Origin of the sequence: Streptomyces sp. NPDC049541 (genome assembly GCF_044465725.1) — a bacterium.
GTDB lineage: Bacteria > Actinomycetota > Actinomycetes > Streptomycetales > Streptomycetaceae > Streptomyces.
The window spans coordinates 371,418-394,121 of sequence record NZ_JBITLY010000002.1; the positions used below are offsets into that span (position 1 = coordinate 371,418).

25 protein-coding genes and 1 pseudogene are annotated in these 22,704 nt (G+C 71.1%); 13 read left to right on the top strand and 13 right to left on the bottom strand.

Annotation, left to right across the window (positions count from 1 at the left end; genetic code table 11):
• Positions 1-43: 43 nt before the first annotated feature.
• The gene (locus ACIBW9_RS08825) at positions 44-1,099 is read left to right on the top strand and encodes a fatty acid desaturase family protein (RefSeq protein WP_398952716.1); all 1,056 of its coding nucleotides are present in this window, start codon (positions 44-46) and stop codon (positions 1,097-1,099) included.
• Positions 1,100-1,230: 131 nt separating this feature from the next.
• The gene (locus ACIBW9_RS08830) at positions 1,231-1,413 is read left to right on the top strand and encodes a hypothetical protein (protein WP_030931554.1); all 183 of its coding nucleotides are present in this window, start codon (positions 1,231-1,233) and stop codon (positions 1,411-1,413) included.
• A gap of 4 nt (positions 1,414-1,417) precedes the next feature.
• Here the strand turns inward: ACIBW9_RS08830 and ACIBW9_RS08835 are convergent, their stop codons facing one another.
• From ACIBW9_RS08835 to ACIBW9_RS08845, 3 genes are all read right to left on the bottom strand, one after another.
• Positions 1,418-2,809, bottom strand: coding sequence for a tannase/feruloyl esterase family alpha/beta hydrolase (locus tag ACIBW9_RS08835; RefSeq protein WP_398952718.1), 1,392 nt, complete (start codon positions 2,807-2,809; stop codon positions 1,418-1,420).
• Positions 2,810-3,226: 417 nt separating this feature from the next.
• A complete protein-coding gene (locus tag ACIBW9_RS08840) occupies positions 3,227-4,069 on the bottom strand; it encodes a hypothetical protein (protein ID WP_398952720.1) in 843 nt (280 codons plus the stop codon).
• A gap of 135 nt (positions 4,070-4,204) precedes the next feature.
• On the bottom strand, positions 4,205-4,501 hold the full coding sequence (locus tag ACIBW9_RS08845; protein WP_398952722.1) for a hypothetical protein: 297 nt from the start codon (positions 4,499-4,501) through the stop codon (positions 4,205-4,207).
• Positions 4,502-4,600: 99 nt separating this feature from the next.
• On the opposite strand from ACIBW9_RS08845, the gene ACIBW9_RS08850 reads away from it, so the two are divergent.
• Positions 4,601-5,497, top strand: a complete 897-nt coding sequence (locus ACIBW9_RS08850) for an oxygenase MpaB family protein (RefSeq protein WP_398953945.1) — start codon at positions 4,601-4,603, stop codon at positions 5,495-5,497.
• Here the strand turns inward: ACIBW9_RS08850 and ACIBW9_RS08855 are convergent.
• Positions 5,483-6,007, bottom strand: a complete 525-nt coding sequence (locus tag ACIBW9_RS08855; protein ID WP_398952724.1) for a PadR family transcriptional regulator — start codon at positions 6,005-6,007, stop codon at positions 5,483-5,485. The genes ACIBW9_RS08850 and ACIBW9_RS08855 overlap by 15 nt on opposite strands.
• 123 nt (positions 6,008-6,130) lie before the next feature.
• Here ACIBW9_RS08855 and ACIBW9_RS08860 point away from each other — a divergent pair, with 123 nt between their 5' ends.
• Positions 6,131-6,886, top strand: coding sequence for an alpha/beta fold hydrolase (locus tag ACIBW9_RS08860; protein ID WP_398952726.1), 756 nt, complete (start codon positions 6,131-6,133; stop codon positions 6,884-6,886).
• A gap of 3 nt (positions 6,887-6,889) precedes the next feature.
• On the opposite strand, the gene ACIBW9_RS08865 is transcribed toward ACIBW9_RS08860, so the two are convergent.
• Positions 6,890-7,489, bottom strand: coding sequence for a class I SAM-dependent methyltransferase (locus ACIBW9_RS08865; protein WP_398952728.1), 600 nt, complete (start codon positions 7,487-7,489; stop codon positions 6,890-6,892).
• A gap of 153 nt (positions 7,490-7,642) precedes the next feature.
• Here ACIBW9_RS08865 and ACIBW9_RS08870 point away from each other — a divergent pair, with 153 nt between their 5' ends.
• The 5 genes from ACIBW9_RS08870 to ACIBW9_RS08890 all read left to right on the top strand — a co-directional run bounded on the left by ACIBW9_RS08870 (position 7,643) and on the right by ACIBW9_RS08890 (position 12,525).
• On the top strand, positions 7,643-8,419 hold the full coding sequence (locus ACIBW9_RS08870; protein WP_344398970.1) for an MHYT domain-containing protein: 777 nt from the start codon (positions 7,643-7,645) through the stop codon (positions 8,417-8,419).
• Positions 8,420-8,463: 44 nt separating this feature from the next.
• Positions 8,464-10,986, top strand: a complete 2,523-nt coding sequence (locus ACIBW9_RS08875) for a nitrate- and nitrite sensing domain-containing protein (RefSeq protein WP_398952731.1) — start codon at positions 8,464-8,466, stop codon at positions 10,984-10,986.
• Complete coding sequence (locus tag ACIBW9_RS08880; RefSeq protein ID WP_398952733.1) at positions 10,983-11,420, top strand: roadblock/LC7 domain-containing protein; 438 nt, start codon at positions 10,983-10,985, stop codon at positions 11,418-11,420. Before ACIBW9_RS08875 ends, ACIBW9_RS08880 begins: the two co-directional genes overlap by 4 nt.
• Before the next feature lie 22 nt (positions 11,421-11,442).
• The gene (locus tag ACIBW9_RS08885; RefSeq protein WP_398952735.1) at positions 11,443-11,856 is read left to right on the top strand and encodes a DUF742 domain-containing protein; all 414 of its coding nucleotides are present in this window, start codon (positions 11,443-11,445) and stop codon (positions 11,854-11,856) included.
• Positions 11,857-11,919: 63 nt separating this feature from the next.
• Entirely contained in the window at positions 11,920-12,525 is a 606-nt protein-coding gene (locus ACIBW9_RS08890) for an ATP/GTP-binding protein (RefSeq protein WP_115914234.1), read from the top strand.
• Between the two features lie 26 nt (positions 12,526-12,551).
• Here the strand turns inward: ACIBW9_RS08890 and ACIBW9_RS08895 are convergent, their stop codons facing one another.
• Complete coding sequence (locus ACIBW9_RS08895) at positions 12,552-12,980, bottom strand: PPOX class F420-dependent oxidoreductase (RefSeq protein ID WP_398952737.1); 429 nt, start codon at positions 12,978-12,980, stop codon at positions 12,552-12,554.
• 93 nt (positions 12,981-13,073) lie between these two features.
• Between ACIBW9_RS08895 and ACIBW9_RS08900 the strand changes: the two genes are divergently transcribed.
• Both ACIBW9_RS08900 and ACIBW9_RS08905 read left to right on the top strand, forming a co-directional pair.
• On the top strand, positions 13,074-13,487 hold the full coding sequence (locus ACIBW9_RS08900) for a roadblock/LC7 domain-containing protein (RefSeq protein ID WP_344398966.1): 414 nt from the start codon (positions 13,074-13,076) through the stop codon (positions 13,485-13,487).
• 125 nt (positions 13,488-13,612) lie between these two features.
• A pseudogene (locus ACIBW9_RS08905) lies at positions 13,613-14,470 on the top strand (DUF6397 family protein); the annotation flags it as partial.
• 370 nt (positions 14,471-14,840) lie between these two features.
• On the opposite strand, the gene ACIBW9_RS08910 reads toward ACIBW9_RS08905, so the two are convergent.
• Positions 14,841-15,707: an acyl-CoA thioesterase gene (locus tag ACIBW9_RS08910; RefSeq protein WP_398952739.1), complete on the bottom strand. Its 867-nt coding sequence runs from the start codon at positions 15,705-15,707 to the stop codon at positions 14,841-14,843.
• Between the two features lie 31 nt (positions 15,708-15,738).
• Positions 15,739-18,252 (bottom strand): DUF3516 domain-containing protein, encoded by a 2,514-nt coding sequence (locus ACIBW9_RS08915; RefSeq protein ID WP_398952741.1) that lies wholly within the window; start codon positions 18,250-18,252, stop codon positions 15,739-15,741.
• Positions 18,253-18,397: 145 nt separating this feature from the next.
• On the opposite strand from ACIBW9_RS08915, the gene ACIBW9_RS08920 reads away from it, so the two are divergent.
• The gene (locus ACIBW9_RS08920; protein ID WP_398952743.1) at positions 18,398-19,192 is read left to right on the top strand and encodes a metal-dependent hydrolase; all 795 of its coding nucleotides are present in this window, start codon (positions 18,398-18,400) and stop codon (positions 19,190-19,192) included.
• A gap of 62 nt (positions 19,193-19,254) precedes the next feature.
• Here ACIBW9_RS08920 and ACIBW9_RS08925 read toward each other — a convergent pair whose 3' ends face one another.
• The 5 genes from ACIBW9_RS08925 to ACIBW9_RS08945 form a co-directional block, all read right to left on the bottom strand.
• The gene (locus ACIBW9_RS08925; RefSeq protein ID WP_398952745.1) at positions 19,255-19,734 is read right to left on the bottom strand and encodes a carboxymuconolactone decarboxylase family protein; all 480 of its coding nucleotides are present in this window, start codon (positions 19,732-19,734) and stop codon (positions 19,255-19,257) included.
• A gap of 97 nt (positions 19,735-19,831) precedes the next feature.
• Positions 19,832-20,086: a type B 50S ribosomal protein L31 gene (locus ACIBW9_RS08930; RefSeq protein WP_115914243.1), complete on the bottom strand. Its 255-nt coding sequence runs from the start codon at positions 20,084-20,086 to the stop codon at positions 19,832-19,834.
• 29 nt (positions 20,087-20,115) lie between these two features.
• On the bottom strand, positions 20,116-20,586 hold the full coding sequence (locus ACIBW9_RS08935; protein WP_398952747.1) for a DUF5709 domain-containing protein: 471 nt from the start codon (positions 20,584-20,586) through the stop codon (positions 20,116-20,118).
• Positions 20,587-20,832: 246 nt separating this feature from the next.
• On the bottom strand, positions 20,833-21,477 hold the full coding sequence (locus ACIBW9_RS08940; RefSeq protein ID WP_398952749.1) for a hypothetical protein: 645 nt from the start codon (positions 21,475-21,477) through the stop codon (positions 20,833-20,835).
• Positions 21,464-22,063 (bottom strand): RNA polymerase sigma factor, encoded by a 600-nt coding sequence (locus tag ACIBW9_RS08945; RefSeq protein ID WP_398952751.1) that lies wholly within the window; start codon positions 22,061-22,063, stop codon positions 21,464-21,466. Before ACIBW9_RS08945 ends, ACIBW9_RS08940 begins: the two co-directional genes overlap by 14 nt.
• Before the next feature lie 105 nt (positions 22,064-22,168).
• On the opposite strand from ACIBW9_RS08945, the gene ACIBW9_RS08950 reads away from it, so the two are divergent.
• Positions 22,169-22,678: a hypothetical protein gene (locus tag ACIBW9_RS08950; protein WP_398952753.1), complete on the top strand. Its 510-nt coding sequence runs from the start codon at positions 22,169-22,171 to the stop codon at positions 22,676-22,678.
• Positions 22,679-22,704 lie beyond the last annotated feature (26 nt).

Genomic DNA, 22,704 nt, shown 5'->3' on the forward strand with positions numbered 1-22,704 from the left:
TTCCTCAGGTCAGCCCGTTGCCCGAGAGAGCCGGAGACCGGACATGCCCGATCCCACCACAGCCGTAGCCGAACCCCTTCGGGCAGCGCGCGACGCACCGCCCGCCGGAAGCGAGTTCGCGCCCCTTCTGCGCACGGTCCGGGGTCAGGGGCTCCTGCAACGGCGTCGCACCTGGTACGCGGTCACCATCGCCACCAACGCCCTCGCCCTCGCCGGCATCGTGACGGGCATCGTCCTGACCGGCGATTCCTGGTGGTCGCTGCTCCTGGCACCGCTGCTCGCCGTGTTCGGCGCCCGCACGGCCTTCATCGGCCACGACGCGGGCCACTCCCAGATAACCGCCGGCAAGTCGGCGGCCCGGGTCATCGGCCTGATCCACGGCAACCTGCTCCTGGGCATGAGCTACGCCGGGTGGAACGAAAAGCACAACCGCCACCATGCCAACCCCAACCACATCGACAAGGACCCGGACGTCGTCGCCGACGTCCTCGTCTTCACCGGCGCACAGGCCAAGGAGCGCTCGGGCTTCCGCCGCTGGCTGACGCGCAACCAGGCCTGGCTCTTCTTCCCGCTGACCCTCCTCGAAGGCGTCGCCCTGAAGATCCACGGCTTCCAGGACCTGCGCCGGCAGACACCCAGGGAGCGCGCCGTTGAAGGCCTGCTGCTGGTGACCCACGTGGCCGCCTACGCCACCCTGCTGCTCACCTCGCTCTCCCCGGGCAAGGCCCTCGCGTTCGCCGCCCTGCATCAGGCACTGTTCGGCCTGCACCTGGGGCTGGCCTTCGCCCCCAACCACAAGGGCATGCAGATGCCCGACCCGAACGGCGAGCGATGGGGCCATCTGCACCGGCAGGTGCTCACCTCGCGCAACATCCGCGGCGACATCCTGACCGACTGGTTCCTCGGCGGCCTCAACTACCAGATCGAGCACCACCTCTTCCCCAGCATGCCCCGCCCCCATCTCCGGCTCGCCCAGCCCCTGGTGCGCGCCCACTGCCGGGAGTTGGGTATCCCCTATGCGGAGACCGGACTCGTCGACTCCTACCGGCAGGCCCTGAGTCACCTGCATGCGGTGGGGGAGCCCCTCAGGGCGGAATGACGCAGAGTGTTCTCAGGGACGAGTCGGGGTCGCACCTCAGGGACGTCTCAGGGTCGCGGTCCGGAACCGCGGGAGGCGTGGGCCCGTTTTCAGGACAGAGAGCGGCACAGGCCGCGAAGGAGGCGACATACATGTCGAACAACGCGAAGATCGCCATAGGAGGTGTGGCGCTCGGGCTCTTCCTGTGGATCTGGCTGCCCTTCTGGGCGGTGGTCCTGATCGTCCTCGGAATCCCGACCGCCGCATACCTCACGCTGGACCCCTCGCAGCGGCGCAGGCTGCGCCGCATCACCCGCAAGGAGCTCGGCCGCTGAAGCACTACCGCACGGGATCGGCCCGGTCGGCCAGCGCGCAGGAGTCGACCACATCGCCGTCCGCGGGCCGTGCGACGGTGTGGTCCGCGGGCGGCTGTGCGCCCGTCTCCACCCAGGAGACCAGCGCGTCGAACGCCGAGCGATAGCAGGGCAGGATCGGCCGCAGCCGGTCCGGATAGGTGTCGTACAACCCGTCGACGTGCGTGCCGGCCTGGATCGTGTAGTAGCGGTGCAGCGCACCCCGTCCACGCGCGGCCACCATGCGCGCGTACACGTCCGAGTCGGCGGCCTTGGGCAGCAGCGCGTCCAGGTCGCCGTGCAGCGTGATCAGCGGCCGTCCGATGCGCCCCGTGAGCGCCACGCGGGCCACGGCGCGACGGACGGACGCGGGCCGCGACGCATAGTCGTACACGGCGTCGGAGGGGCAGGGCGACAGGATCTGCTCAGCGGTGCCGCCGGCGGACGGGCCGGGGCAGCCGGGGTCGTACGCCGGGTCGAACTCGGCGCGGTAGATCTTCTGCGTGACGCCCCAGTACGCCTTCTCGTGATACGGCCACAGAAACTCCGAGCCGCGCGCGAAGCCCACCGCGTACAGGTCCTCGTCCCGCGCCGAGCCCAGCATCCGTGCCACCGCCGTCGGCAGCGAGGTGAGCAGGCTCGGGCCCTGCGCGGTCCACAGCGCGCCCTCCCAGTCCACGCCGCCGTCGTACAGCTCCGGGTGGTTCTCCAGCTGCCAGCGAGTGAGATAGCCGCCGTTGGAGATGCCGGTCATGTATGTGCGGCGCGGGGCGTGCCCGTACCGCTGGGCCACCGCCCGCTTGGCGGCCCGGGTGAGCTGACTGGTCCGCATGTTCCACTCGGCGACCGCGTCACCGGGCCGGGAACCGTCGCGGTAGAAGTCGGCACCGCTGTTGCCCTTGTCGGTCGCCGCGTACGCGTACCCCTGGGCGATCACCTGGTCGGAGATTGCCGTGTCCGTCGAGTACTGCCTGCGTGTGCCAGGGGCGCCGGTGACCACCAGGCCGCCGTTCCAGTGGTCGGGCAACCGGATCACGAACTGCGCGTCGTGCCGCCAGCCGTGGGTGGTGTTGAAGTGCGAGGAGTCCGGGAAGTAGCCGTCGATCTGCACCCCCGGCACCCCGGACGGGGTCCGGGTCGCCTTGGCCGTCAGCCCCGCCTGATCAGCCATGTCGGTGTACGGAGTGCCGGCGAGCCCGGTCGTGGTCAGGTCGGGCAGACAGGCGTTCTGCTGGAAGGCGGCGCCCGGTACGTGCACCCGCTCCTGGTGGGCACAGTGGTCCCCGCCCACGGCCGTGGCCCGGGCAGGAGCCGGCCAGGTGAGGGCCGCTGCCACCAGAGCGGCGGCAGCGAGCGGAACACCGCGGGACGGACGCATGACGGACCTCCGGGGCAGGTCGGCAGGGAACGACGCCCACTGGGGAGCGGGCGCCGACGGCTGCCCCATCGTGCGGTCAGGCCTCCATCGCATCCATGGGCTGGAACCACATGGAACGCGCCCGCCACATGGCGGCTCAGTACAGGGGCCGTGGGTGAAGTGCCGTACGAGGGAAGGAGATCGATGCAATGCGGCCCGGCGCCCGCCTCACCGTGCGCGCCGACGACCGCGCCCGTGCCGTCACCGAGTCCGCCCCGACTGCGTCTCGCCCGGCCGACACTGCGGAACTCGTCCGCACAGCCGAAGGACCGGGTTGCCCTGCCGTGTGAGGCACCCACGCCAACGCGCCAGGCAGTAGCCCGAAAAAACGGGCCCCGCGCCCCACCGCACCAGCGTGCGGGGCGCCGGTCCGCTGACTCAGATGGGCCGCACGGCCATCTTGTCGAGCGCCTCCAGCAGACCCGGCAGCTCCGGTCCGCGACCGACCGGCAGCACCTCGCCGGGCTCCGCGTCGAGCAGTACGAACGCGATGTCGTCGGTGCGGGCGACGAGCGACCAGCCCGGACCGTCGGCACGCAGGGTCCGCGCGTCGCCCGGGGCGAAGGACGACCGGACGCGGCCGAGGGGCGGCGGAGTGTCCACGTACGCGCGGGCCTCGGCGAGCACCCGCCGGACCCCGCCGTGCCCCGGCTGACCGCTTGCCGCGGCCGGAGCCTCCTCCTTCTCCGCGTCCTCGGAGGCCCGGTCCGCACTCGGGAAGGCGGAGTCGTCGATCTGCTCCCGCCACACCGCCCACTGCAGCGCTATCTCGTCGGCGCCCAGGCGCCGCTGAGCCGGCCCCCACCTGCTGGTGTCAGGCGGCGTCAACGGCGGGCCGTCCGCCACCTCGGGGTCGGGATCGTGCGGCGCGGGCACACCGGGAGCCGCCACCGCGACCGCCAGGGGCCAGCCCGGCAGCGCGGCGACGACCGAGCGCTCGTCCGGCGACAGGTCGTACTCCATCCCGCAGTCCCAGGACGCGATCGCGACGGCGACCAGCGACACGTCGTCGACCACGACCGTCCACCGGGCGCCGTCACCGTCCTGGCCGAGCACCAGGCCGTATCCGTCGGCGAGCGGCGCGAGGCCGAGCGCCGCGCAGGCTTCCGGATAGTCGTCGCCCAGCACGCTCGGGAACTTCGCCGGCGTCAGAAGCACCGCCGTGAGCACATAAAGCGCATCGTCCGCGGCGGCGACGGCGTCCTCGTCCGTCCCGGCCATCCCAGCCTCCCCATCGATACATCCGATCGCGCGCACCCTAGTGCGAGCGGAAGCCGCTTGTCACGACTCACAAGCGCACCCGGAGCTGCAGTTTTCCGGCTGGACGGGGCGAATCGACCAGACCTGACCGACGCGTCAGGCCGCCGGGAGGCCCAGAAGCGCGCGGGCCACCGTCCCCGGCGACTCGTCACGCTCCCGCGCAAGCGCGATGACAGCCCGGCACGCCAGCTCGCTGACCCCGAAGGACAGCGCCTCCGGGGACACCCAGCCCGCCGCCTCCTCGATCCGGTCCTGGTCGTCCTCCGCGCACGCCGAGACATACGCGGCCGCGGCTTCGAAAAGATTGTGTGTACGTTTGTCCCGGCCGTTGCCGATGTCCGCGCGAACGGCGTTGAGGAATCTCGCACAGGACTTGCGCACCCTGCCCAACATGCTGACCACCTTCCCCCTGCGTGGTTGCCCTGGCCGATCGTTCATCTCCTGCTGTTCAACGTAGAGTTGGACCTGCTGCGGCAGAAGGGGGACGCGACGGTGAAGCGCTTCCAGCGGCTCGAACAGATCCGGCGGATGGACCCCCACAAGGACGCCTCCGAGATCTACCGGCTCAGCGCGGCCTACGAGTTCCCCTGGGACTTCACCCGGTCCCTCGAACTGGCCCTGTACCGCACCTACGCCGTACCCAGCATCGGGCGGCTGCTCGCCGAGACGTCGGAACTCACCCGGCGGACCCAGAAGCGCTACGACGACACCACCCTGCTCCTCGACGCCGTCGTGGAGCACGGCTTCGGCAGCCCACAGGCCGACACGGCGATCCGCCGCATCAACCAGATGCACCGCAGCTACGACATCGCCAACGACGACATGCGCTACGTGCTGTGCACCTTCGTCGTGATGCCCAAGCGCTGGATCGACGCATACGGATGGCGCCGGCTGTCGCGCCATGAGACCGTCGCCTCCGCTGTCCACTACCGCACCCTGGGCCGGTACATGGGCATCAGGGACATTCCCGAGTCCTACGAGGAGTACGAGGCCTGCCTCGACAGCTACGAAGAGGCCCACTTCGGCTGGGACGAGGACGCGCGCCGCGTCTCCGACGCCACCCTCGCGCTGATGGCCTCCTGGTACCCGCGCCCGCTCGCCCCCCTCCTGCGCACGTCGATCCTCGGCCTGCTCGACGACCACCTCCTGAGCGCCTTCCGCTACCCGCCCCCGAACGCTGCCACCCGCGCCCTGGTGCGCCGCGCGGTACGGGCGCGCGGACGCGTCGTGCGGCTCCTTCCGCCCCGGCGCACGCCCCACTACGCGCGGCAGAACTGGGAGGTCAAGAGCTACCCCGACGGCTACGAGCTGAACGAACTGGGCACCCGTCCGGTTCCCGGCCTCCGAGGATGTCCCTTGCGGCGTGCGAACGGATCAGCCGTCGAGTGACCGGATCGTCTCCCGCAGCCAGGTGAGTTCGGCCCGGGACGTGGCCCGCGCGATGGTCAGCAGCCCGCGGCGGAAGGGATCGTCCAGTTCCTCGGCGCGCAGCGGCCGGTCACCCTCGTAGAAGAAGCTCGCCGGTTCCTCCAGGAAGGCCAGCCTGCGCCGGAGCACGTCCGCCTGTGCCGCCGGGTCGTCGAGGTGGCGCAGGAAGGCGAGCACGGTGAACCAACGGTTCTCGTCGGTGATGTCGCGCCGGTCGGGTTCGGCCAGCCGCCGGCGCAACTCACCTCGGCCGTCCTCGGTGAGTGTCAGGACATGACGCGGGGCGGCCACGGCGCCGGGTTCCGTGGCGCGCGCCAGCAGACCCGCCTTCTCCATGCGTTTGATCGCCGGGTACAGCGTGCTCTCGGCGACGGGTTTCACATGGCCCGTCAGCGCGGTGATGCGTTTGCGCAGCTCGTAGCCGTGCAGCGGGGCGTCGTAGAGGAATCCGAGGATGGCGAGCTCCAGCATGCCCGCATTCTCGCGTACGGGCGCTGTACATCGCCAACTGCATACATCGACTTCACTATACCTCGGTGACGATGTATCTTCTTGGCGAGTCGAGAGTGACCGTGGTGCATGAAGGAGGACGCAATGAAGCAGGCCGAGTTCGACGGCAAGGGAAGCTGCATCCGCTGGACGGAGACGCCCGGCGAGGAGCCCGCACGCGTGTTTGTGCACGGCTTGGGCGCGATGTCGGCCGTGTACCACGCGCACATCGCGGCCCGCCCCGAGCTCGCCGGCCGGCGCAGCCTGTTCGTCGACCTGCCCGGGCACGGCATCAGCGACCGACCGGAACACTTCGGCTACACCCTCCGGGAGCACGCCGACGCACTCGCCGCCGCCCTGGACGCGAGCGGTCTGACGCAAGCCGAACTGGTGGCGCACAGCATGGGCGGTGCCGTCGCGATCGTGCTCGCCCACCGGCGGCCCGACCTGGTCTCCCGGCTGGTCCTCACGGAGGCCAACCTCGACGCCTTCCCGCCGCCCACCGCGGGCAGCAGCGGCATCGCCGCCCACGAGGAGGACGCGTTCGTCGACGGCACCCACGCGCGCGTGCTGGAAGAGGTCGGCCCCCTGTGGGCGGCGACCATGCGGCTGGCGGATCCGCGCGCCCTGCACCGCTCGGCCGTCGGCCTGCGGCGCGGCTCCGAGCCCGTCATGCGCGGCATCCTCGAACAACTGCCGATCGAGCGCGTCTACCTGCAGGGCGAACTGAGCGGTGAACTCGCGGGCAGGCAGTCCCTGGAGGCGGCGGGGGTGCGGGTGGTGACGGTGGCCGGTGCGGGCCACAACGTCATGTTCGACAACCCCGACGCCTTCGCAGCGGCCGTCGCGGGCCGCCGCTGAGACTCAGCGCTCCCGCTCGGCCAGCGCCAGAAAGCGGGCGTCCTCGTCGACGTACGAGGTCATCCGCCAGCCCGAACCCGCCAGCAGCGGACGGAGGTTGGGCTCCGCGCGCAGGTCGTCCGGAGTGATCCGGCGGCCTTGGCGTGCCGCCAGTGCCGCCCGGCCGATGGGGTGGAACAGCGCCAGCGTGCCACCGGGGCGGACCACGCGCGCCAGCTCCCGGAGGTTCTCGGACGGCTGGGGCAGATGTGCGATCAACCCGGCGGCGAACACGGCGTCCAGCGCCTCGGACCGCAGCGGCAGTGCGGCGACGTCGGCGAGCAGCAACTGCCCGTCGCGGCCCCTTCCTGCCCGTACGGCGGCCTGGAGCATGGCGGGGGTCAGATCGGCCCCGACGACCACTCCGGAAGTCCCCACGGCGGCCCGCAGCGGCGTCAGGGCCCGTCCCGTGCCGCAGCCTGCGTCGAGCACCCGGTCGCCCTCGCGCAGCCCCATTTCGGCGACCGCGGCGGCATAGGCGGGGCCGTCGTCGGGGAACCGGCTGTCCCAGTCGGCGGCGCGGGCGCCGAAGAATTCCTGGACATGTGTGTGGTCGTCGCTCATGTTCCGCATGATCCCTCACCGAAACGGATGAGCGCCGCTGTGCACACGTTCGAGCGGGGCGCGATCGTTCAGGTACCTCTCTGCGTCATATTCCAACAGCTTTCGAAATGCGCGCCCTTCGTGCGCCCCTGCCAGGACTAGCGTCCCGGGGCCATGGGACACCTGGACCACGCCACCTTCGGCTGGCTTACCCCCGTGCTGTCGTATGTGATGGCCTGTATAGGCGCCGCGCTGGGACTGCGGTGCACGGTCCGTGCGCTGGGCGCCACCGGGCGCTCGCGCCGCAACTGGCTGATCACCGCGGCCTCCGCCATCGGCACCGGCATCTGGACCATGCACTTCGTGGCCATGCTCGGCTTCGGCGTCAGCGGCACCGACATCCGCTACGACGTGCCGCTCACCATCGTGAGCCTGCTCGTCGCCATGATCGTGGTCTGGGCCGGCGTCTTCGCCGTCGGCTACAGCCGTGACCGCACCCGCGCGCTCTTCCTCGGCGGACTCACCACCGGGGTCGGCGTCGCGAGCATGCACTATCTGGGCATGGCCGCCGTGCGGCTGCACGGGCACGTCAGCTACGACCCGGCGCTCGTCGCACTCTCCGTCCTGATCGCCGTGGTTGCGGCGACAGCGGCCCTGTGGGCGGGGCTCAACATCAAGTCCCCCATCGCCGTCACCGTGGCCTCCCTGATCATGGGCGCCGCGGTGACCAGCATGCACTACACCGCGATGTTCGCGGTACGCGTCCATGTCACACCGTCCGGCCACACGCTGCCCGGGGCCACGGCGATGCAGTTCATCTTCCCCCTCGCCGTCGGCCTCGGCTCCTACCTGTTCCTGACCTCGGCCTTCGTCGCGCTGTCGCCGACGACCGGGGAGCGCGAGGCATCCGCCTCGGCCCAGCGGCCGGTCGAGAGCGCCGTCGCCCGCTAGCGACGGCCCGGCCCGCCCCCGTACCACTCCCGAGCGAGGAGGCCATGCGTACACCCCGTAGGACCCCCAACCCCAGCCCACAGGCGCCGCCCCCGCCTCCCGTACGCGGCCGTCGCGCCCACGCCGGCCCGCCCGCCGACGAGGTCCCGGACGAGCCCACGGGCGCGGCCCCGGCCGATGCACCCGCGCCCGGGAGCCGCTGGCGGATACGACCGCGCACCGTCCGCGCCAAGATCGTGTGCCTGCTGATGGTTCCGGTCGTCTCGCTGCTGGCCCTGTGGGCCTACGCCACCGTCAGCACCGCCCAGGACGTCGCCCGGCTACGGCAGTTGCAGCGCGTCGACTCCCAGATCCGCACCCCGGTCGCCACGGCAGTCGCCGCACTGCAGGCCGAGCGCTCCGCCGCGGTGCGCGCCGCGACCGCACCCTCGGCCGGACGGATCGACGACTACGAGAGGCTCGCGGACCGCACCGACCGGGCCGTGGCAGGGCTCCGGCTCGGAGGCCACAACACCGTGGCCGACAGCCAGGAACTGCCCTCCGGCGTGTCCCGGCGGCTCAAGGCCTTCGTCGCCGGCGCCGAACAACTGCGGTCCTTGCGCACCGCGGTGCTCGACCGCCGCGCCGACTGGGCCATGACGTACGGGCAGTACACCAAGACCATCGACAGCGCCTTCGCGGTGGGCGGCGCGCTCACCGGCATCCAGGACGCCGATCTGGGCTCCGACGCGCGCGTGCTGCTCGAATTCTCCCGCGCGGGCGAGGCGTTGGCCCAGGAGGACGCGGTGCTCTCGGGCGCCCGCCTGACCCGTGGACTCAGCGGCGAGCGGCTACGGCTGTTCACCGGCGCCGTCGACACCCGCCGCACGCTCACCGAGGCAGCCGTCGCCGACCTGAGCGGCCCCGAGAGCACCGCCTGGCGCACCCTCGCCGGGGGCAGTGACTACGCCGCCCTGGGCCGCACGGAGGACCGTATCCTCACCGCCGCCCCGGGCGGACGCGCGATCGCCGCCGCACCCGAAGCCGCCTGGAACACTGCGCACGCGCGCGTGCAGGGCGGCATGCGGACCATCGAGCAGGACGCCGGGAGCAGTGTCGCGCACCGCGCCGACCCGTTCACCCGCGGCCTGCTCACCCCGGCCGGCGCCGCCGTGCTCCTCGGCCTCGCCGCGGTGGCCGCCTCGCTCGTCATCTCCGTCCGCATCGGACGCGGCCTCGTCGTCGAGCTGGTCAGCCTGCGCAACAGCGCCCTGGAGATCGCCCGCCGCAACCTCCCCGAGGCCATGCGGAAGCTGCGGGCCGGCGAGGAGATCGACATCCAGGCCGCGGCCCCACCGGGACCGCCCGCCGAGGACGAGACCGGACAGGTCGCCGAGGCCCTCACCACGGTCCACCGCGCCGCCCTCAGGGCCGCCGTGGAGCGCGCCGAACTCGCCAGCGGCATCTCCGGGGTCTTCGTCAACCTCGCCCGCCGCAGCCAGGTCCTCGTCCACCGCCAACTGAGCCTTCTCGACAGCATGGAGCGCCGCTCCGACGACCCGAACGAGCTCAGCGACCTCTTCCGCCTCGACCACCTCACCACCCGCATGCGGCGCCACGCCGAGAGCCTGATCATCCTCTCCGGAGCGGCACCCGGCCGGGCCTGGCGCATGCCGGTCTCGCTGACCAACGTGGTGCGCGCGGCCGTGTCCGAAGTCGAGGACTACGCGCGCGTGGAGGTGCGGCAGCTCCCCGAGGCGGCCGTCATCGGCTCGGCCGTCGCCGACCTCACCCACCTCCTGGCCGAGGTCGTCGAGAACGCGGCCCAGTTCTCGCCGCCCCACACGCGCGTGCGCATCAGCGGCGAACCCGTCGGCAACGGCTATGTGATCGAGGTCGAGGACCGCGGCCTGGGCATGGGTGCGGAGACCCTCACCGAGGCCAACCGCCGCATCGAACAGTCCGAGGCGCTCGACCTCTTCGACAGCGACCGGCTCGGTCTCTTCGTGGTCAGCAGGCTCGCGGCCCGCCACGGCATCAGGGTGCACCTGCGCACCTCTCCCTACGGTGGTACCACGGCGGTCGTCCTGCTGCCCACCGCCCTGCTGCACGGCGGCGCGGCGGAACGTTCCCCCGGCAAGGCGGCGGATCCACAGCGGGCGGCGGAACGCGAGTACGCGCGCGTGCCCGGCGGCGCCCCGCACCAGGACTCCGTCCCGGCGACGACCGAGCGGCCCGCGCTGGTCGCCCACGCACCGGCCGCGGTGGACACGACGTCCGACACCCCACCCCCCGGAGTCACCGCCTTGCGCCTGCACCGTCCCCCGGAGGACACCGAAGAGTCCGACGACCTGCCCCGCCGCGTACGCCAGGCAAGTCTCGCCCCCCAACTGCGCGAACAGCGCCCCGAGGAGCCCGCTCACCCGCAGGCCTCCGCCCACGACGACCGGCGTACGCCCGAGATCGTGCGGGACCGCATGGCTGCCTACCGCGAGGGCTGGAAACGCGGCGGCGGCAGGCAACCAGGCCGCGGCGTGGGACCGGACCCCACACCGCGCAGCGACAGCAGCGAAGGAGACCGCGCATGATCCAGGACCCGAGCACCGGGGCCGACCGGCGATCCGGGGAACTCGACTGGCTGCTGGACGACTTGGTGCTGCGCGTGAGCGAAGTACGGCACGCGGTGGTGCTCTCCAACGACGGACTCGCCGTGGGCGCCTCGTCCGACCTGCGTCGCGAGGACGCGGAACACCTGGCCGCCGTGGCCTCCGGCTTCCACAGCCTGGCCAAGGGCGCGGGACGGCACTTCGGCGCCGGCGGGGTGCGCCAGACCATGGTGGAGATGGACGACGGCTTCCTGTTCGTGGCCGCCGCGGGCGACGGCTCCTGCCTCGCCGTACTCACCGCCGTCAGCGCCGACGTGGGCCTGGTCGCCTATGAGATGGCACGGCTGGTCAAACGCGTCGGCGAGCACCTGTACACGCCGGCCCGTGTCACTGCGCGGCCGCCGGCCGCCCGATGAGACGCGAGGGTGGCGCGCGCACATGAACGCGGACAGCACCGGCATCCCTCCCGAGCCGGGCAGCCAGTGGTACGACGGCGAGGCCGGGCCCCTCGTCCGCCCGTACGCCATGACGGGCGGCCGCACCAGGCCCGGCCCCACCGGGGTCCGCTTCGACCTGATCGCCCTGGTCACCCTGGCCTCGGGCGCACCCGGCGTCGACGAAGACACCGGGCTCGGACCGGAACACCGGGCCCTGATCGACCTGTGCCGCACCGAGACCCAGTCGGTCGCCGAACTCGCCGCGGGCGCCGACCTGCCCGTGGGCGTGGTCCGGGTGCTCCTGGGCGACCTGTTGGAACTCGGCTGCGTCACCGTAAGCCGTCCCGTACCGCCCGCGCAGCTTCCTGACGAACGGATTCTGCGCGAGGTGATCGCAGGGCTACGGGCCTTGTAGATGTCAGTTCACCACCACCCGGTCCCGTACGGGGCAACCCGGTACTCCCGAGAGAAGTGATCGATGGTCTCCGAGCACTCCGACGCGCAGGACGGCGAGACGGCCGCGCTGGCGTTGAAGATCCTGGTCGCCGGCGGATTCGGCGTGGGCAAGACCACCCTGGTGGGCGCGGTCAGCGAGATCAGGCCGCTGCGCACCGAGGAACTGCTCAGCGAGGCAGGCCAGTTGGTGGACGACACCGACGGCGTGGACCAGAAGGTCACCACGACCGTCGCCATGGACTTCGGACGCATCACCATCAGGTCCGGCCTGTCCCTGTACCTCTTCGGCACACCGGGCCAGGACCGCTTCTGGTTCCTGTGGGACGAACTGTCGCAAGGAGCCCTGGGCGCCGTGGTCCTCGCCGACACCCGGCGCCTGGAGGACTGCTTCCCGGCGGTGGACTACTTCGAGCACCGGCACATCCCGTTCGTGGTCGCCGTCAACTGTTTCACGGGCGCCCGCACCTACGGCGCCCAGGACGTCTCACGCGCCCTCGATCTCGACCGGGGGACACCGGTGGTGCTGTGCGACGCCCGGGACCGCGACTCGGGCAAGGAAGTGCTCATCCGGCTCGTCGAGTACGCCGGGCGGATGCACACCGCCCGGCTCCTCGACTCGGTCGGCTGACGGACGCCCCCGGGCGGGCGCCCCACTCAGCTCGCGACCGCCTTCTCCGCCAGTACCTTGTCGATCGTGACCCGGACGAGGAGTTCCCCCGGCACCCCGTTGCGGGCCCCGAACTCCTCGGCACGCTCCTCGCCCATGTAGCGCGCCCCGACGCGGGCGGCCCACTGCCTGAGCTCGTCGAGGTCCTCCGAAACCCGGGCCCGGCCCTGCAGGACGACGAAGTCGAAGGGCGGCCGGTCGTCGTCCACGCACAGCGCGACCCGGCCGTCACGCACGACATTGCGTCCCTTCACGCTCGTGCTCGCGGTGTTGAACACCACGTCGTCTCCGTCGAGCACGAACCAGATCGGGGTCACGTGCGGACTGCCGTCGGCCCGGACGGTCGCCAGCTTTCCGGTGCGGGTGCCGTGCGAGACGAAGTCCCGCCATTCCTTGTCGGTCATCTTCTGCGCCATGCCCCTATCCTCCTTGCCCGCGCCGCGGTCGTGGTGAAGGCTGGCGTGGAGATCCTCCGGCCAGGGGGAGTCATCACGCGGGGAGACCGGATCATGGTGCAGAACCAGGGACTTGGCTGGCTGTTGGACGACCTGACCGAGCGCGTCGAACACGTACGGCACGCACTGGTCCTGTCCAACGACGGCCTGGTGACGGGAGCGAGTACAGGGCTGCGGCGCGAGGACGCCGAGCATCTTGCCGCCGTCTCGTCCGGACTGCACAGCCTGGCCAAGGGCTCGGGACGCCACTTCGGCGCGGGCAGAGTGCGCCAGACGATGGTCGAGTTCGACGACGCGGTGCTGTTCGTGACCGCTGCCGGCGCCAGCAGCTGTCTGTGCGTGCTCAGCGGTGCGGAGGCGGACATAGGCCAGATCGCCTACGAGATGACCCTGCTCGTCAACCGAGTCGGCGAACACCTCGGCGTGGAGGCCAGGCAGCCCGAGCGGACCCCGACCACAGAGGCCTGACCTGCACGTTCTCCTCTCCCGTGGAGTTATCCACAGGCTCGCCACGAGATCCGCCGAAGCGGCTACGGTTTTTTCCGAGGCCGCGCGAACGGCGCGGGCCACGGACTCCACGGGGGAGATGGGCCATGTCAGGCAACACCGTCACACAACCGCACAGCACCTCCTGCACACCGAGCCGCGCGGCACGCGAACTGGGGCTCAGGCGAGGCGAGTTCGAGCTCGCCGTGGACCTCGGATGCATCCGCACCGTGCCCGACGAAGGGGGCGGGGGCCGGCGTGTCCCCCACACCGAGATCGACCGACTGCACGCAGAGGACGGCTTCCCTGAGTCCCTGAGGCAACGCGTCGCAACGGTGGGCACGAAGGAGGGAGCGGCCCTTCTGCAGGTGACGCCCGGCAAGTTCACGCGCCTGGCCCGGCTCGGCGTGGTCAAGCCCGTCAGGTTCTATCTCAATCGGTACCGGGCCGTGGTCTGGCTCTATCTGACCGAAGAGCTACGGCAGTTCGCGGCCGAGGAGAACAACGCGCCGCTGTTGCAGGGGCGAACGCCCTCCGGCGCGCGGGAGCAGCTGATGGAGGGGCTTGATCTGCGACCCCGCAACTGGCGCTCGCGACACCTCGGATTCCTGCTGCGGCGGGCCGACAACCATCCCTGGGCGTGTGCCGCGGCCGTGGCCTCCCTCCTCGACGCCGTCCAGATCGCGGAAATCGTCCAGGACCCCTACGAGCGCGTCCACTTGAACCGGTTCCGGCCCAGGCCACAGGTGCACGGCGCACCGGGTTCGCCCGCCGCGCACCTGGCCGAGAGCCTCACCATGGCGGAGGACCCGGACGAGATCGACTGGTTGCGGGCCGATCTCGCACAGGCAGTCAGCCATGCACGCGCCCTTCAGCCGGCGCCCCGCCCGACTGCCCGGCCGAGGCCGGCGGTAGCAGGGGACCAGGAACGCTCCGCACTGCCGGCGACGGCACACGAGTCGCCCGTGCCGTCGGGGGCCATGGCGCAGGGGCCGCCTGTGCCGTCGGCGGCTGCGGCACACAGCGCGCCTGTGCCTTCCATGGCTGTGGCAGAGGACCGGCCTGTGCCGTGGAGGGCTGTGGCACACGACGCGCGCAGGCCTTGCACGCCTGTGGCACACGACTCGCCCGTGCCGTCGTCGGTTGTGGCACAGGACCCGCCCGTGGCGTCGCCGGCCGCAGCTCAGGACCCGCCCATGCCCTCGACACGACCTCGACGCCGGGATGCCCGGGGCGCCAGTCGGCCACCCGCCGCGGAGCAAGACGCGCCCGTTCCCGAGGAACCGGGACGCTCACACGGTCTGCTGGGCTGGCTGCGCCGCAGAACCGTGTGAGCTACAGCGCCCGGAACAGACCTTCCTGGACCACCGACACCAGCAGCCGGCCCTCGGCGTCGTAGATCCGCCCGCGTGCCAGGCCGCGGCCGCCCGTCGCGATCGGCGACTCCTGGTCGTAGAGGAACCACTCGTCCGCGCGGAACGGACGGTGGAACCACATGGCGTGATCCAGCGAGGCGATGTCGAAGCTCCGCGGACCCCACAGGGGTTCGACCGGGATGCGGACGGCGTCCAGGAGGGTCATGTCGCTGGCGTAGGTCAGCGCGCAGGTGTGCACGACCGGGTCGTCGCCCAGCGGCCCGACCGCGCGCATCCACACCGCGCTGCGCGGCTCGGCGTCCTTGATCTCCTCCGGGGTCCAGCGCAGACGGTCCACGTAGCGGATGTCGAAGGGCTGACGGCGCGCCATGCGCTCCAACTGTTCGGGCAGCGCACCGTGATGCTCCTGGATCTCCTGCACGACCGTCGGCAGGGACTCCGGGTCCGGGACCTTGCGGGCCGGCGGCAGCTGGTGCTCGAAGGACCCTTCCTCAGGCTTGTGAAAGGAGGCGGTGAGATTGAAGATCGTGCGGCCCTGCTGCACCGCGGTGACCCGGCGGGTGGTGAACGACCTGCCGTCCCGCACCCGTTCGACCTGGTACACGATCGGCACACCGGGCCGGCCCGGGCGCAGGAAATACGCGTGCAACGAGTGCACCGGACGCTCGCCGTCCGTGGTGCGGGCGGCCGCGACCAGTGCCTGGCCCGCCACCTGGCCGCCGAAGACCCGCTGCAGGGACTCCTGCGGGCTCCGGCCACGGAAGATGTTGACCTCGATCTGCTCCAGGTCGAGCAGGTCGACCAGTCTCTCGGCCGGGTTCGTCATGCGTGGGATTCTCCTTGGCTCACGACCTGGCTCACAGCTGTCCGACGTCGGTGACACGGACGACCGCACGGCCCTCGGCGTCGGAGGCCGCGAGGTCGACCTCCGCGCTGATGCCCCAGTCATGATCGCCGTTCGGGTCGGCGAAGATCTGGCGAACGCGCCACAGCCCGTGCTCCGGCTCCTCCTCGATGAGCAGCAGCTTGGGGCCGCGGGCGTCCGGGCCGGTACCCAGGTCCTCGTACTCGTCCCAGTACTCGTCCATCGCCTCGCCCCATGCGTCGGCGTCCCAACCGGAGTCGGCATCCAGCTCGCCCAGCTCCTCGACCTGGTCGAGAGCGGCGAGCTCGACGCGGCGGAACATGGCGTTGCGGACCAGGACCCGGAAGGCGCGGGCATTGGAGGTGACCGGCTTGACCTCGTCGGCCTTCTCCTGGGCCTCCTCGGCGGTCATCTCCTCCGGGTTGGCGAGCTGCTCCCACTCGTCCAGCAGGCTGGAGTCGACCTGGCGGACCATCTCGCCGAGCCACTCGATGAGGTCCTGCAGGTCCTCGGACTTGAGATCGTCGGGGATGTTGTGGTCGAGGGCCTTGTAGGCGCTGGCGAGGTAGCGCAGCACGATGCCCTCGGTGCGGGCCAGCTCGTAGAAGGACACCAACTCCGTGAAGGACATGGCCCGTTCGTACATGTCCCGGATCACGGACTTCGGCGACAGCGGATGGTCGCCCACCCAGGGGTGGCTCTTGCGGTAGGTGTTGTAGGCGTGGAAGAGCAGTTCCTCCAGGGGCTTGGGATAGCTGATGTCCTGGAGGCGCTCCATGCGCTCCTCGTACTCGACGCCGTCCGCCTTCATCGCGGCCACGGCCTCACCCTTGGCCTTGTTCTGCTGGGCGACGAGGATCTGCCGCGGATCGTCCAGCGTCGACTCGACGACGGACACCATGTCCAGGGCGTAGGACGGCGAGTCCGGGTCGAGGAGTTCAAAAGCGGCGAGGGCGAACGTGGACAGCGGCTGGTTGAGCGCGAAGTCCTGCTGCAGGTCCACGGTGAGGCGGACGATGCGGCCGGTGGCGTCCGGCTCGTCGAGCTTCTCGACGATGCCGCCGTCCAGCAGCGAGCGGTAGATGGCGATGGCCCGCCGGATGTGCCGCAGTTGCTGCTTGCGCGGCTCGTGGTTGTCCTCCAGCAGATGCCGCATCGCCTCGAAGGCGTTGCCCGGACGGGCGATCACCGACAGCAGCATCGTGTGCGTCACCCGGAACCGGGAGGTCAGCGGCTCCGGATCGGAGGCGATGAGCTTCTCGAAGGTGTTCTCCGTCCACCCGACGAAGCCCTCCGGCGCCTTCTTGCGGACGACCTTGCGGCGCTTCTTCGGGTCGTCGCCCGCCTTGGCGAGCGCCTTCTCGTTCTCCACGACATGCTCGGGGGCCTGCGCGACGACAAAGCCCGCGGTGTCGAAACCGGCCCGTCCGGCACGGCCGGCGATCTGGTGGAACTCACGGGCGCGCAGCGTGCGCACACGGTTGCCGTCGTACTTGGTCAGCGCCGTGAACAGCACCGTGCGGATGGGCACGTTGACGCCGACACCGAGCGTGTCGGTACCGCAGATCACCTTCAGCAGACCGGCTTGTGCGAGCTTCTCCACCAGGCGCCGGTACTTGGGCAGCATGCCGGCGTGGTGGACGCCGATGCCGTGCCGCACGTACCGCGAGAGGTTGCGGCCGAACTTGGTGGTGAAGCGGAAGTTGCCGATCAGCTCGGCGATCTGCTCCTTCTCCTCCTTCGAGCACATGTTGATGCTCATCAGGGCCTGAGCCCGCTCCACGGCCTGCGCCTGTGTGAAGTGCACGATGTAGACCGGAGCCTGCCGAGTCTCCAGCAGCTCCGTCAGCGTCTCCGTGAGCGGGGTGAGCCGGTATTCGTAGGACAGCGGGACCGGGCGGGTCGCCGAGCGGACCACCGACGTGGGGCGGCCGGTGCGCCGGGTGAGGTCCTTCTCGAACATCGAGACGTCGCCGAGCGTGGCCGACATCAGGACGAACTGTGCCTGGGGCAGCTCCAGGATCGGGATCTGCCAGGCCCAGCCGCGGTCCCCCTCCGCATAGAAGTGGAACTCGTCCATGACGACCTGGCCGACGTCCGCGTCCTTGCCGTCGCGCAGCGCGATCGAGGCGAGGACCTCGGCGGTGCAGCAGATGACGGGCGCGTCCGAGTTGACGGACGCGTCGCCGGTGAGCATGCCGACGTTCTCGGTGCCGAAGATCTTGCACAGTTCGAAGAACTTCTCCGAGACGAGCGCCTTGATCGGAGCGGTGTAGAACGTGACCTCGTCCCGGGCCAGCGCGGCGAAGTGCGCCCCCGCGGCGATCATGCTCTTGCCGGAGCCGGTGGGCGTCGAAACGATCACGTTCGCACCGGAGACCACCTCGATCAGCGCCTCCTCCTGATGGGGATAGAGGGTGAGACCTCGCTCCTGGGCCCACGACTCGAAGGCTTCGTAGAGGGCGTCGGGGTCGGCGGTCGGCGGCAGCTGATCGATGAGGGTCACGCACCCATCTTGCCTGGCGTCCTCCCCCAGAGGGGAATCGGTTGCCGGCAGGAAGATCACGACCAGTACGCTGTGTCACCGACGGAGCGTCAGCGCACCCGGTCAACTGGACAGCGGCACAAGAGGAATGGGGCGGGCAACGGCCATGATGGGACCAGCACACTCACTGTCGGGCGCCGCCGCCTGGCTCGGCGTCGGTGCGGCGGCCGCGGCGGCCGGGCACCCGATGCCCTGGCCGGTTCTTCTGGTCGGCGCTCTGATCTGCGCCGGAGCCGCTCTCGCCCCGGACCTGGACCACAAGGCCGCCACCATCTCCAGGGCCTTCGGCCCTCTCTCGCGCGGCCTGTGCGAGATCGTCGACAAGTTGTCCTACGCCGTCTACAAGGCGACGAAGAAGCAGGGCGACCCGCGCCGCTCCGGCGGGCACCGCACGCTCACCCACACCTGGCTGTGGGCGGTCCTGATCGGTGCGGGTTCGTCGGTCGCCGCCATCACCGGTGGCCGCTGGGCGGTGCTGGCCATTCTCTTCGTCCACGTGGTGCTGGCCATCGAGGGCCTGCTGTGGCGGGCGACCCGGGGCTCCAGCGCCGACGTGCTGGTGTGGCTGCTGGCCGCGACCAGCGCCTGGATCCTCGCCGGCATCCTCGACAAGCCGGGCAATGGCTCGGACTGGCTGTTCACCCAGCCCGGTCAGCAGTACCTGTGGCTGGGGCTGCCGATCGTGCTGGGCGCGATCGTCCACGACATCGGGGACGCCCTGACGGTCTCCGGCTGCCCGATCCTGTGGCCGATACCGGTGGGCCGCAAGCGCTGGTACCCGGTCGGCCCGCCGAAGGTCATGCGTTTCCGGGCCGGCAGCTGGGTCGAGCTCAAGGTGCTGATGCCGGTGTTCATGCTGCTGGGCGGGGTGGGCTGCGCGGCGGCGCTGAACTTCATCTGAGGAAACCGGCCCGCAGGAGTGGGGCGTGCCCGCCGTCGCCCCACCTCCGCGAGCGCTCGGAGTCAGTCCCTCCACTGCTGCGCGGGGGAGACCCCCGGCAGCGGCCTGCCGATCACAGCCAGCGGGATGAAGAAGCAGACCTGGCCGATGGCGATCGTCAGCGTGGTGAGCGCCGTCTCGTCATAGTGCTTGGCCGCCTCGGCATACAGGTCGTCCGAGACCCGCTCCCCGTGCGGATTCGGCGTGAGAACGGCCTCCACCAGCGCCAGCGCAACCCGCTCGGCATCCGTGAAACAGGGGGCGTCCATCCAGGTCGCCACACCCGTGATCCGCTCCTCGGACTCGCCGGCCTTGCGCAGGTTGCCGCTGTGCATCACGGTCAGATACGTGTTGCCGACCAGCTGGCCGGCGCGCAGCTGCACCAGGCTGATGGTGGTCTGCGGTACCGAGCCGTTGCCGGTGGCCTTGAACAGCGCCCCGGCGACCGGACCGAACTCGGGCACGAGCTTGACGGGGTTGGACAGGCGCGGCTGCGTGGTCATGACGTTTCCTTCCGGAATCTTCGAGATGCTTCCGTCGTACTGACGGATCCCGAAGGGCGGATGTGACCGCCCGGCGTCATGAATGTCCGCGCGGACCTCAGGCGTCCTTCCCGCCGCCGTAGCGCCGCTCGAACTGGGCGATGCGTCCCTCCGTGTCCACGGTCCGTGCCTTGCCGGTGTAGAACGGGTGGCTCTCGGAGGAGATCTCCACGTCCACCACCGGATAGGTCTCGCCGTCGTCCCACTCGATGGTCTGGTCGCTGGTCGCGGTGGACCGCGTCAGGAAGGCGTAGCCTGCGGCGCGGTCGCGGAAGACGACCTGGTGGTAGTCGGGGTGCTTGTCCTGCTGCATGCGGTGCTCCTTGGCGGGTCGGCGGCTGGTCAGCCGGACAGGGCGTCCTCGTCGACGATGTGCATGGCCGCCTCCTCGGCGGAGGCCGCCGCGCCGTCGATGCCGACGTCCCGGGCGACCAGGGCGCTCTCCTCGTCCTCGTGCGCGCCCTCGTCCGGTGCCACGAGACGGCCGGAGCGTACGGCGCCGACCTCGTTGTCCAGGAGTTCGCCGTCGGTGCCCGCGCAGTCGCCGATGCCGTCGGTGTCGGGCATCACGAGGTCCGGCAGCTCCTCGGCGAGCCGCTGGTCCAGGGTCTCCCCGTGCTGCCGCTCCGCCGCCGTCACATCGGGGCGTTCCACCGCCCATGGCCGGTCCGGAGGGGACCAGCCCCGGTCGAGGGGGTCGTCGACGCCGTCGTCGACCAGGGTGTCCTCCGCGTCGAGCAGCCCGGAGTCCTCCTGGATCTCGGATCCGTCGGGCTGGTAGACGTCGTCTCCCCATCCGTCGGCGCTGTTCACGGGTACCTCCAGGTGGTGGGGACGGGCCCGTTGCTCACCGCGCGGGGCGTCGGTGCGCCATGACGCGGAGCACAGGCTGCGCCCGGGAGGAACCAGCGGTCCCAGGGCGCTCCCCGAGCCGGTGCCAATATCCAGCCTTCCACCCCTTTTCGGGACTGCGCAACGGCACGGCAGCAGGAGGTACGCGGCGCAGGGGGGCAGCGGTCCCGCGGGGCAGGTCCGTGTGCAGAGGGGGCGGGGCCGGCGTCAGCCGCGCAGCACCGCAGACGACCAGACGTGGCCGTCGTCCGTCACCAGATCGACGCGGTCGACGGCGGGGGCCGACCCGTAGGCGATCCAGGTGGCCCGGCCGGAGGACGGCATCCACCACTGGCCGGCGTCGCGGGTGGAGCCGTCCTTGAGGAGGAGCCGGCAGGTGTAGTGGGCGCCGGGTCGGCCGGCCGTGATCTGCATGACCAGGACGTGCTCGGTCCCGGCCCGGCTCGGTTCGACGGTGCCCACCCGCGCCCCCGAGCCGGTGAGCAGCAGGCCTCCGTGGTCGCTCGCGGTCACCTGGGCCGGGGCCGACTCGTGGTGCAGGAGCGCGGTGCCGGCCGTGCCCAGGCACAGCCCGGCCGCGGCGGCCGCGGCGAGCAGCAGCGGGGTGCGGCGGCGCCGGCGGGCGGGGGAGGGGCGGGGCAGTGCCAGGCGGTCGAGGACCCGGGCATCGAAGCCCGGCGGGACCGCGACCGCAGGAGCCGCGGGCAGCACCGCGTCGACGGCCGCCGACAGGTCGTCGTAGGCCCTGCGGCAGGTGGCGCAGACGGTGAGGTGGCGCAGCAGCTGCGCCGGTGTGCCGGGGAGGGCGCCGAGGGCCAGGGCGGTCAGGTCGTCCTCGTCAGGGTGCTCCATCGCGGCTTCCCTCCTTCAGCATGTCGCGCAGCCTGCGCAGGCCGGTGCGGATGCGGGTCTTGGCGGTGCCCAGGGGGATGTGCTCGTGCCGGCCCACCTCGGCGGCGGTGCAGCCGCCGAGCACGGCGAGCGCGACCGCCCGGGCCTGCTCGAGCGGCAGGGCCCGCAGCCGGTCGAGGGCCCGCTCGCTCTCCAGGGCGGTCAGGGCCAGCCGTTCCGTGTCGGCGCAGTCGTTCTCGGCCCGCAGGGTCACATCCAGGAGCCGTTCCAGGGTTTCGGCGAGGACGGGGGTGGAGCGCCGCGCCCGCACGGCGTCGATCGCGGCGTTGCGGGTGATGGTCAGCAGCCAGGTGAGTGCCGAGGCCCGCCGGGGGTCGTAGTTCCCAGCGGCCCGCCAGGCCCGTACGAACACCTCCTGGCTCACGTCCTCGGCGAGGACCGGATCACGGGTCACCGACAGCGCCAGCCCGTACACCGCGTCCTGGAAGCGGCGCACGAAGGCGACCGCCGCCTGCTCGTCGCCCAGCGCGAATCCGGCGACGAGCGAGGCGTCGTCGACCCGGTCGGCACGCGGGAACAGCTCCACGTTCAAATGTACGCACGGAAGCACCGAACGGATTGACCGCAATCCACCTCAATCCGACCCCATCGCTCGCCCGTACAACCTCTGTCATGAAGGGACGGAGAGATCATGAGGCGAAGCAGGATCACCGTGGCGGGCATCGCACTCGCGGGTCTGGCGCTCGCCGGCTGCGGCGGCGGGGGCGGCAGCGTCCACAGTGCCCGCCCGGCAGCGGCCACCACGGACACCTCGGTCATCAAGGCGAGCCACTCACCGGTCGGTGACATCCTCGTCGACGGCCGCGGGCGCACGCTGTATCTGTTCACCGAGGACGGCAAGAACACCAATTCGATGAACTGTGACGCCGCGTGCATGAAGCTGTGGCCGCACATGGAGGGCAAGCCGCATGCCGGCGCAGGCGTCGAGGCGAACCTCGTCGGCCACACGAAGGGCTCGGGAAAGGTCCAGGTCACCTACGCCGGGCACCCGTTGTACTACTACGCCAAGGACCGGAAGGCCGGCGATCTGAAGGGCCAGGGCATCGACAAGGTCTGGTACGTCCTGAACGCCAAGGGCACCGCGATCAAGAAGGCGGTTCCGGCGTCGAACAGCAGCGGTGGTGGTGGATACGGGTACTGACCCGGTCGGGGGCCGCCCTGCGGCAC